This is a genomic window from Streptomyces filipinensis (assembly GCF_014649495.1).
In the GTDB taxonomy this organism is placed as follows: Bacteria; Actinomycetota; Actinomycetes; order Streptomycetales; family Streptomycetaceae; genus Streptomyces; species Streptomyces filipinensis.
In genome coordinates, this window is sequence record NZ_BMTD01000031.1 from 61,171 (window position 1) to 69,613 (window position 8,443).

The 8,443-nt window shown below is 73.5% G+C and carries 8 protein-coding genes; all 8 read left to right on the forward strand.

Annotated features, from left to right (window positions below; genetic code table 11):
- Positions 1–37: 37 nt before the first annotated feature.
- On the forward strand, positions 38–2,197 hold the full coding sequence (locus IE244_RS39150) for an iron-containing redox enzyme family protein (RefSeq protein ID WP_229854741.1): 2,160 nt from the start codon (positions 38–40) through the stop codon (positions 2,195–2,197).
- Positions 2,198–2,257: 60 nt separating this feature from the next.
- Complete coding sequence (locus IE244_RS39155; protein WP_191878343.1) at positions 2,258–4,096, forward strand: carbamoyltransferase family protein; 1,839 nt, start codon at positions 2,258–2,260, stop codon at positions 4,094–4,096.
- Positions 4,097–4,161: 65 nt separating this feature from the next.
- Positions 4,162–4,311: a hypothetical protein gene (locus tag IE244_RS39160; RefSeq protein ID WP_167349495.1), complete on the forward strand. Its 150-nt coding sequence runs from the start codon at positions 4,162–4,164 to the stop codon at positions 4,309–4,311.
- Positions 4,312–4,355: 44 nt separating this feature from the next.
- Positions 4,356–5,309: a TauD/TfdA family dioxygenase gene (locus IE244_RS39165; RefSeq protein ID WP_191878344.1), complete on the forward strand. Its 954-nt coding sequence runs from the start codon at positions 4,356–4,358 to the stop codon at positions 5,307–5,309.
- Between the two features lie 37 nt (positions 5,310–5,346).
- Complete coding sequence (locus IE244_RS39170) at positions 5,347–6,600, forward strand: ATP-grasp domain-containing protein (RefSeq protein ID WP_191878345.1); 1,254 nt, start codon at positions 5,347–5,349, stop codon at positions 6,598–6,600.
- 163 nt (positions 6,601–6,763) lie between these two features.
- Positions 6,764–7,054 (forward strand): hypothetical protein, encoded by a 291-nt coding sequence (locus tag IE244_RS39175; RefSeq protein ID WP_051927176.1) that lies wholly within the window; start codon positions 6,764–6,766, stop codon positions 7,052–7,054.
- Positions 7,051–8,313 (forward strand): ATP-grasp domain-containing protein, encoded by a 1,263-nt coding sequence (locus tag IE244_RS39180; protein WP_191878346.1) that lies wholly within the window; start codon positions 7,051–7,053, stop codon positions 8,311–8,313. Before IE244_RS39175 ends, IE244_RS39180 begins: the two co-directional genes overlap by 4 nt.
- Positions 8,310–8,443 (forward strand): carbamoyl-phosphate synthase domain-containing protein (locus IE244_RS39185; protein WP_308436313.1); only part of this gene is annotated, 134 nt, incomplete at its 3' end. The genes IE244_RS39180 and IE244_RS39185, both read left to right, overlap by 4 nt.

Sequence of the window (8,443 nt, forward strand, 5' to 3'; positions counted from 1 at the left end):
CATCTACCCCATGTTCTGAGCCCGCGAAAGGATGAGGATGTACGACGACGGCGGCCCCGCCCGGGTCGTGTACGCCTACGCCGCCGACCCCGAGGCCTCGGTGCCGGACGGCGGATTCGTGGAGGAGGTCCGCGCCGAGCTGCGCCGGGCGGCCGGCGCCGACGGCCCGCTCGACGACCTCGTCCGGCAGGCCGCCGACTGGTCGGCCGAGGAGGGCAAGCGGTTCACGGGCCTGCTGGACGCCGGCCATCGGGAGGGCCGGCCCGCCGGGCACGAGGAGGTGCTGGTACGCCGTGCCGTGCTCGGCTGTGCCCCCCTCTCGCTGGTCTCCGGCGCCTGGCTGCAGTGGCTGAGCGCGCCCGGCACCTTCGAGGTCCCGGTGGTGCTGCGGATCCTCGCCCTGTACGCCTCCGACGTGGGCGCCGGACACCCGCACGCCTCCCGGGGCAGCGCCTTCCTGGAGCTGCTGCGCCGGCTGCGGCTGGCCGAGCACGCGGTACCGGCCGCGCGGCTCACCGGAGACCAGCGCATCCCCGAGTCGGCGTTCCGGCTGCCGGGCCTGCTGCTGGCGATGAGCAGGCGGCCGGACGACTTCCGCGGCGAGCTGCTCGGCGCCGATCTGTGCCTGCGCGCGGTCGGCCTGCTGCCCGCCCTGGCGATGGTCAGGCGGGCCCGGCCGGCCGAGACCGACTGGGACGCCGTGGACCCCTCGGTGCCACGGGAGGCGGACGCGGAGCGGCCGGACCGGCAGTGCCGGGCCCTGGTCGAGGAGCTGGTCGCCGAGGACGGCGACCGGGCCGCGGACGCGGTGCGGCTCGGCTTCGCCTGGACGCTGGGGGCGCTGCGCGCGTGGTCGGGCGGCCTGTACGCGGAGCTGGTCGCGGCCGGGGACCCGGCGTTCGACATGGCGGAGCTGATGCGGCTGCGGGCCCGCGAAGGGTCCGTGTACCACCACCAGTTCCTGCTGGAGGGCAAGCCGCTGGCCCGCTGGCTCGCCGAGTGCCGCACGGACGCGTACCCCCTGCTGGACGCCCTGTCCCGCAGCAAGCTCGTCAAGCCCGGGCGGGCGTCGGCCAGCTCACTGGTCCGGGGCCTGGTCGGCGAACGCGGCCCGATGTTCCGGGTGTTCTCCCCGGAGGACCTGAACGTCATCCGCCGCTGGATCGACTCCCTCCCGACACCCTCCGACGACGCGATGACGGCACCCCCCGCCGTCGTGGCCGCGGAGTCCGCCCCGGCCGCCGTGCCTGCTCCCGCCGCCGTGGCCGCCGCCCTTCGGGCCGGGCACCGGCAACCGGGGCGTGTGCCCTCCTCCGTGCGGGAGGCCTATCACCTGCTGATGCGGCGTACCGACAGCCCGGAGCTGCGGGTCTGGGCGAAGCGGTATGTCGCGGGGTGGCTGGCCCGCTCGCGGCACGGGATGGACGAGCGGACCATGCCGCTGCCGGTGCGCTGGGGGCGCGAGGGGCTGCGGCCCTGGCTGCAGGAACGGCACGACCGGCACGGCGCGGAGTTCGAGGAGAACGCGGACGTACCGCTTCCCTCGCGGGAGGCGGTCGTCGACGACACCGTGCAGACGGCGCCCCTGACCCTGATCGACGGCAGCTGGCTGCAGGGCTTCACCGACTACGAGCAGGCGTCCTCGGAGATCGGTCACTCGCTCTTCGAGACCTACTGGGACGAACTCGGCAACGGCGAGCCCCGGTTGAACCACCCGCTGATCTACCGGGACGTCCTCAAGGAGATGGGCGTCGACCTGCCGCCCACCGCCTCGGCGGAGTTCGCCCGCTGGCCCGGCTTCCGGGACGAGTCGTTCGAGCTGCCGGTGTACTGGCTGTGCGTCGGCCGGTTCCCGCGGACGTTCCTGCCCGAGGTGCTGGGGCTGAACCTGGCGATGGAGCTGTCGGGCGTCGGCGGCACCTACCGCAGGGCCCGGCTGGCGCTGAAGGCCTACGGGTTCAGTACGCGCTTCGTCGACATCCACAACACCATCGACAACGTCGCCACCGGCCACTCCGCCTGGGCCGCCGACGCGGTGGACACCCTGATGGCCGCCCTGCCCGAGACCCCTGGTCCGGGCGGCCGGGAGGAGACCTGGCAGCGGGTGCGCACGGGCTACCGCTCGCTGAACCCGCCGAGCGGTGTGGGCGCCCGGCTGGCCGCCCGCCGCGGACGGCTCGCGGGCAGGCGTGGATGACGCCCGTACCCGATCGCACAGACCACATCCCGCACACCAATTCCGTGGAGGAACGCAGCGGTGTCTGACCTGATCCTGGGAGTGTCGGCCTTCTACCACGACAGCGCCGCGGCGCTGATCGCCGACGGCGTGCCGGTCGCGGCCGCTCAAGAGGAACGTTTCAGCAGGCGGCGGCACGACCCCTCCTTCCCCGCCGCGGCCGTCCGCTACTGCCTCGAAGAGGCCGGCGCACGCCTGGACGACGTGTCCGCCGTCGCCTACTACGAGGACCCGCGGCTGAAGTTCCGCAGGGTGCTCGCCACCTTCCTCGGCGCCGCCCCGACCGGCTTCGCCTCCTTCCGCGACACCCTCCCCTCCTGGCTCGGACCGGGCGGCAAGCTGCGCACCGCCGACCGGGTGCGCGCCGACCTCGCCGCGCTGGGCCTCGGCCGGGTGCCGGAGCTGTCCGTGCGCCGCCACCACGAGTCGCACGCCGTCTCGGCCTTCTTCCCGAGCCCCTACGAGTCCGCGGCCGTCCTGTGCATCGACGGCGTCGGCGAGTGGGCCACGACCACCCTGTGGCACGGCCGCGGCACCGAGCTGACCCCCCTCGCGGAACTGCGCTTCCCGCACTCCCTGGGCCTGCTGTACTCGGCGTTCACCTACTTCTGCGGCTTCAAGGTCGACTCCGGCGAGTACAAGCTGATGGGCCTCGCCCCCTACGGCACACCCCGCTACGCCGACCTCATCCGCGAGCACCTCGTCGACATCAGGCCCGACGGCTCCTTCCGCCTGGACATGCGGTACTTCGAGTACCTGCGCGGCCAGGTGATGACCGGCCGGGGCTTCGAGAAGCTCTTCGGCGGGCCCCGGCGAGCCCCCGAAGGCCCGCTCACCGAGCGCGAGTTCGACCTCGCCGCCTCGGTCCAGGCCGTCACCGAGGAGGTCGTGCTGCGGCTGGCGCGGACCGCCCGCGAACGCACCGGCGAGTCGACCCTGTGCCTGGCCGGCGGCGTCGCCCTCAACTGCGTCGCCAACGGCAAGATCATCGACGCGGGCATCTTCGACGAGGTGTGGATCCAGCCGGCCGCCGGAGACGCCGGCGGAGCGCTCGGCGCGGCCCAGGCCGTCGCCATGGAGCGCGGGGTGCGCCGCGACCACACCGCCACCGGACGCGACGCGATGAGCGGCTCGCTCCTCGGGCCCGGCTACGACGACGAGGAGATCGCCGCCTACCTGGAGTCCCGCGGTGTCCCGCACCAGCGCCTCGACCCCGACACGCTGGCCAAGGCGGTCGCCGAGGGACTGGCCGAGGGGAAGATCGTCGGCTGGTTCCAGGACCGCATGGAGTTCGGGCCGCGCGCACTCGGGGCGCGCTCGATCATCGGCGACCCGCGCAACCCGGACATGCAGTCCACCATGAACCTCAAGATCAAGTTCCGGGAGTCGTTCCGCCCGTTCGCGCCCGCCGTGCTGGCCCCCGACGCCACCGACTACTTCGACCTGCCGCAGGAGAGCCCGTACATGCTCGTGGTCTCCCAGGTCGCGAAGGCCCAGCGGCTCGACGCCGACAGCGCCGGCGCCAGCGGCCTGGACCTGCTGAAGGTGCACCGCTCGACCATCCCCGCCGTCACCCACGTCGACCACTCCGCGCGCGTGCAGACGGTCACCGAGCACAGCAACCCCGCCTACCACCGGCTGCTGACCGCCTTCAAGGCCCGCACCGGCTGCCCGGTACTGGTCAACACCTCCTTCAACGTGCGCGGCGAGCCGATCGTCAACACCCCCGACGACGCCTACACCTGCTTCATGCGCACCAACATCGACATGCTCGCGCTCGGCAACTTCCTGCTGGAGAAGAGCGCCCAGCCCGCCTGGTCGGAAGAGCACGACTGGCGTGCCGAGATCCCGCTCGACTGAGCACCGCCCCGCCATCCCCACCAACCCCGGCGCCCGCCCGGGTGCGCCGGGAGAACGGACCGCCCATGCGCACCTTCCTGCTCTTCCTCGTCTACTGCTTCGTCGTGACGCCCGTCGGCCTGGTGAGCCGCGTCGTCAAGGACCCCATGACCCGCCGTCGGCCCGCCCGCACCACCACCTACTGGACCGCGCCGACCCCGACACAGGCCCGCTGAACGGCGAGTGGCCAGGTGCGCCCAAGACCGATGGGAGACAAACGATGACCAGCCTGCTCCAGTTCGCCCGGCACCGTCTCGACGACAGCGTCCGGGACCTGCTGGACAAGGAGATATCGGAACGTGTCTCGGAGACCCGGCTGGACTCCGACCTCGACGACGCCATCCTCGCCGGCATCGGCGCCTACGCGCTCAGCCGTCACCTCCCCGGGGACGTGCTGCAGAGCGTCCAGGTGTTCACCGCCGCCGCACGGCACGCCCTGGTGCTGTCCAATCTGCCGGCACAGGACTTCCCGGCCACCCCGGTGAGCGGCTTCGGGGACGAACCCGAGCTGGCCGTCACCAACGCCATCCACCTGGGGCTGATCCGCCTGATCGGCGCGACGCCCTTCGCCGTCGCCTACGAGAACGACGGCCACCTCATCCGCAACGTCGTGCCCAACCCGAAGGCCTGCGGCACCACCAGCTCCTGGGGAGCCGACTCGGAGTTCTTCTGGCACTCCGACAACCCGCACCAGCCGTTCGGCCGGCCCGGCTCCGACCCGCGCCTCTACACCCCGCCGTACCTGACGTTCTACGCGGTGCGCAACGAGGAGCAGGTCCCCACCGAGATCGCCGCCCTCGACGACGTCCTCGTGCGCCTGGATCCCGAGACCCGGCAGATCCTGCAGACGCCCGAGTTCGAGTTCGGCGCGCCCGACTCCAACGACGGCGGGGCCACCGGCCCGCTGCGTGAGGCGGCGATCCTCGAACCCGACGGCACCGGCCGCCACCGCGTCCGCTACGACCGCGGCCACACCACAGGCGTCACCGACCGGTCCCGCGCCGCACTGGAGCGCTGGGCCGAGACCCTGACCGCCATCCCGGCCGCCGAACTCGTCCTGGACACCGGCGACTTCATGATCTTCGACAACCACCGGGTGCTGCACCGCCGCAAGGCCTTCACCCCGCGCCCCGACGCCACGGCCCGCTGGCTGCGCCGCTGCTACGCCGCCTGAGCCCGGCCCACCTCCACCACCGTACGAAGGGAACCCCATGAACACCTACCGCGTGGCCGTCGTCGGCGGCCGCCCGGCCCCGATCGCCGGCGCCAAGCAGCTCGGCATCGACGTCGTCCTCGTCCACGAGGAGGGCTCCTACGACCCCGCCATCGCCGAGCACTGCGAGCGCATCGTGCACGCCCCCATCGCCGACGGGCAGGCCGTCCTCGACGTGCTGAAGCCGCTGCACGACGAGCGGCCCTTCGACCGCGTCCTCACCACCACCGAACCGGCCGCCGAGTCCACCGGTTTCGTCGTGGACGCGCTCGGGCTGCCCGGCGTCACCGAGGCCACCGCCCGCGCCCTGAAGGACAAGGCGCTCACCCGCGAACTCCTCGACAAGCACGGCCTGAGCCCGGTGCGCTACCGCATGGTCGGCAGCGCCGCCGAGATAGCCGCCTTCCGCGCCGAGGTCGGCGAACGGATCATCGTCAAGCCGGTGGACGGCGTCGCCAGCCTGCACATCCACCCCGTCGACACCCCCGAGGACGCCGAACGCGCCTGGCAGGCCCTGCGCGCGGCGGACATCACCGGCATCATCGCCGAGGAGTACCTCGACGGCCCGGTGGTCAGCGTCGACTCCTTCTCCCACGACGGCCGTCATCTGCCGATCGGCTACTCCGAGTACCGCATGAACGACCGGTACGTCGAATGGGAGGTCAGCACCCCCAGCCGGTACGCCCGGCCCTGGCTCGCCGAACTCCGCGAGCTGACCCCGAAGCTCCTGGACGCCGTAGGCCTCACCGAGGGCCCCTCGCACAGCGAGTTCGTGCTGACGAAGAACGGCCCCCGGGTCCTGGAGTCGCACGCCCGGCTGGCCGGCAGCGGCGCCCCCGAACTGGTCCGGCGTGCCTTCGGCCTGGACCTGAACCGGATGTTCCTCACCGTCCCGCTCGGCATCGACGAACTCCCCGCCACCTCCCCCGAGCCGATCGGCGGCGCGGCCGTACGGTTCTTCACCCCCGAGCCCGGCACGGTCACCGCCGTCGAGGTCGCCGAGGACGCCGCCGACGAGGTGCGCTACGTCCCCGCGGGCGAGGTGCTGTACGTCTTCCTGCCCTACCTCGACGAGTTCCGGGACACCGAGGTGGCCGCCGTGATCGGCAAGGCCGCCGGCGAGAAGGTGCCCCCGCTGCTCACCGTCGCCGACTGCGTCTCCGGCTACGCCATCGCCTCCGGCCGGGACGCCGACGACGCCGTGGCCAGGGCCGAGGCCGTCAACGCGAAGATCCGCTTCGAGACGCGCTGAGCACACCGTCCGCCGCCCCGGCACCGCTTCCCGGACCGGGCGGCCGGGCCCGCATCCGCCGGCGCCCGGCCGCCCGGTCCGCCTCGTGCGCGCCCCCGCACCCCTCCGGCCCGCGCCGTCCCGCGCGACCCGGCCCGCACCGACCACTGGGAGGGAACCGCCTGTGAACCCCATCGCTTCGACCGTCCCGACGGGCAGCCCCGCACCGGACCCCGTCACCCAGCTGCACTCCGTCCGGCAGCTCGTCGAGGAGCGGTACACCGAAGAGCAGCCGCTGATCCGGGCCGCTCTCCACCTGATCGACTGCGCCACCGACATCGTCGCCGGACTGCCCGAACCCGACCTCGACGCCTGCCGCGACGCCCTCGGCTCCGCCCGCGCCGCCGTGGTCTCGGCCACCTTCGCCGTGGGCCGCGTGCGGGACCTGGCCGTGTCCGGGACGGAGCGCGCATGAGCCGGCACATCGTCGTCCTGCACCGCTGGCGCGACCGCCACGCCCGCTACGAGGACTACCTGGACCACCGCACCCACCACGTCACCTACGTCACCACCGAGCTCGCCCGGGACTCCGTGCCCGCCGGCGCGGCGGCCGTCCTGACCGTCCACGCCACCGACGACACCGCCGCCGTCTGGCGCGCGGTGACCGAGCTGCGCGCCCGCTTCGGCCCGCCGGCCCGGTTGCTCGCCCTCAACGAGGGCGACCTCGACACCGCGGCCGTGATCCGCGAGCGCCTCGGCTGCGCCGGCCAGAGGCCGGCCGAACTCGCCCGGTTCCGCGACAAACTGACGATGAACCGGATCGTGTCGGACGCCGGCGTCCCGACGCCCCGCTTCGCGGACGCCCCCGACGAACGGGCCGTACGGGCCTTCGCCGGCCGCCACGGCCTGCCGGTCGTGGTCAAGCCCCGCCGGGGCACCGCCAGCCGGGGCGTCGTACGGCTCGCCTCCGAGGCCGACCTGCCGCAGCTGGCCGCGCTGCCGCCCGAACCACGCCTGGTGCAGGCGTACTGCCCCGACGAGATCGTCCACATCGACGGCCTGTGGACGGGCGACCACCTGGGCCCGTGGCGGGCCTCGCGCTACGTCAACACCTGCGTCGACTTCACCCAGGGCCAGGCGCTCGGCTCCGTCGAGATCGACGACCCCGAACTCCTGGGCGCGCTCGGCCGGTTCACCGCGCAGGTCGCGGGCGCGCTCAGCACCGACCCCTGGGTGTTCCACCTGGAGGCCTTCGTCGGCACCGCGGCCGACGGCCGGCCCGCGATCCGCTTCCTGGAGGCGGGCTACCGGGTCGGCGGCGCGGAGATCCCGTTCGTCTGGCGCGAGGTGCACGGCATCGACCTGATGCGGGCCGCCGCCGACATCCAGCTCGGCCGGACCGTCGACGTTCCCGTGCCCGCGCTGTGGCGCACCGGCGGCTGGCTGCTCGTTCCCTCCCCGGTCCCGGCCCCCTGCCGCGTGCTCAGCCACGAACTGCCCGCCCCGGAAGACCCCGCCGAGGCACCGTACGCCGTGGTCGTCCCCGCCGTCGGCCAGGTCATCCCGCGCGTCGGCGGCTACGAGCACGTCGGCGCCCGCTTCCGCTTCCGCGGCGACTCCAGCGGCGAGGTGGAGAAGGCGGTCCTGCGTACGGCGGCCCAGTTCCGCCTGGAGTGCGTCCCGCAGCCCGAGCACCTCGGCGGCGGTCGCCCGGCGTGCGGACTCGACCGATGAGCGCCGCGGGTCCCACCGTCGCCGTGCTCGTCCTGGAGGACGGCCGTGTCTTCCGCGGCCGTGCCTACGGGGCCGTGGGGGAGACCTTCGGCGAGGCCGTGTTCTCCACCGGGATGACGGGTTACCAGGA

Bases quoted from the DNA above. Each gene is read 5' to 3' on its own strand.
- IE244_RS39165 (WP_191878344.1), top strand. From the start codon at position 4,356: ATGACCAGCCTGCTCCAGTTCGCCCGGCACCGTCTCGACGACAGCGTC.
- IE244_RS39170 (WP_191878345.1), top strand. From the start codon at position 5,347: ATGAACACCTACCGCGTGGCCGTCGTCGGCGGCCGCCCGGCCCCGATC.
- IE244_RS39180 (WP_191878346.1), top strand. From the start codon at position 7,051: ATGAGCCGGCACATCGTCGTCCTGCACCGCTGGCGCGACCGCCACGCC.
- IE244_RS39160 (WP_167349495.1), top strand. From the start codon at position 4,162: ATGCGCACCTTCCTGCTCTTCCTCGTCTACTGCTTCGTCGTGACGCCC.
- IE244_RS39150 (WP_229854741.1), top strand. From the start codon at position 38: ATGTACGACGACGGCGGCCCCGCCCGGGTCGTGTACGCCTACGCCGCC.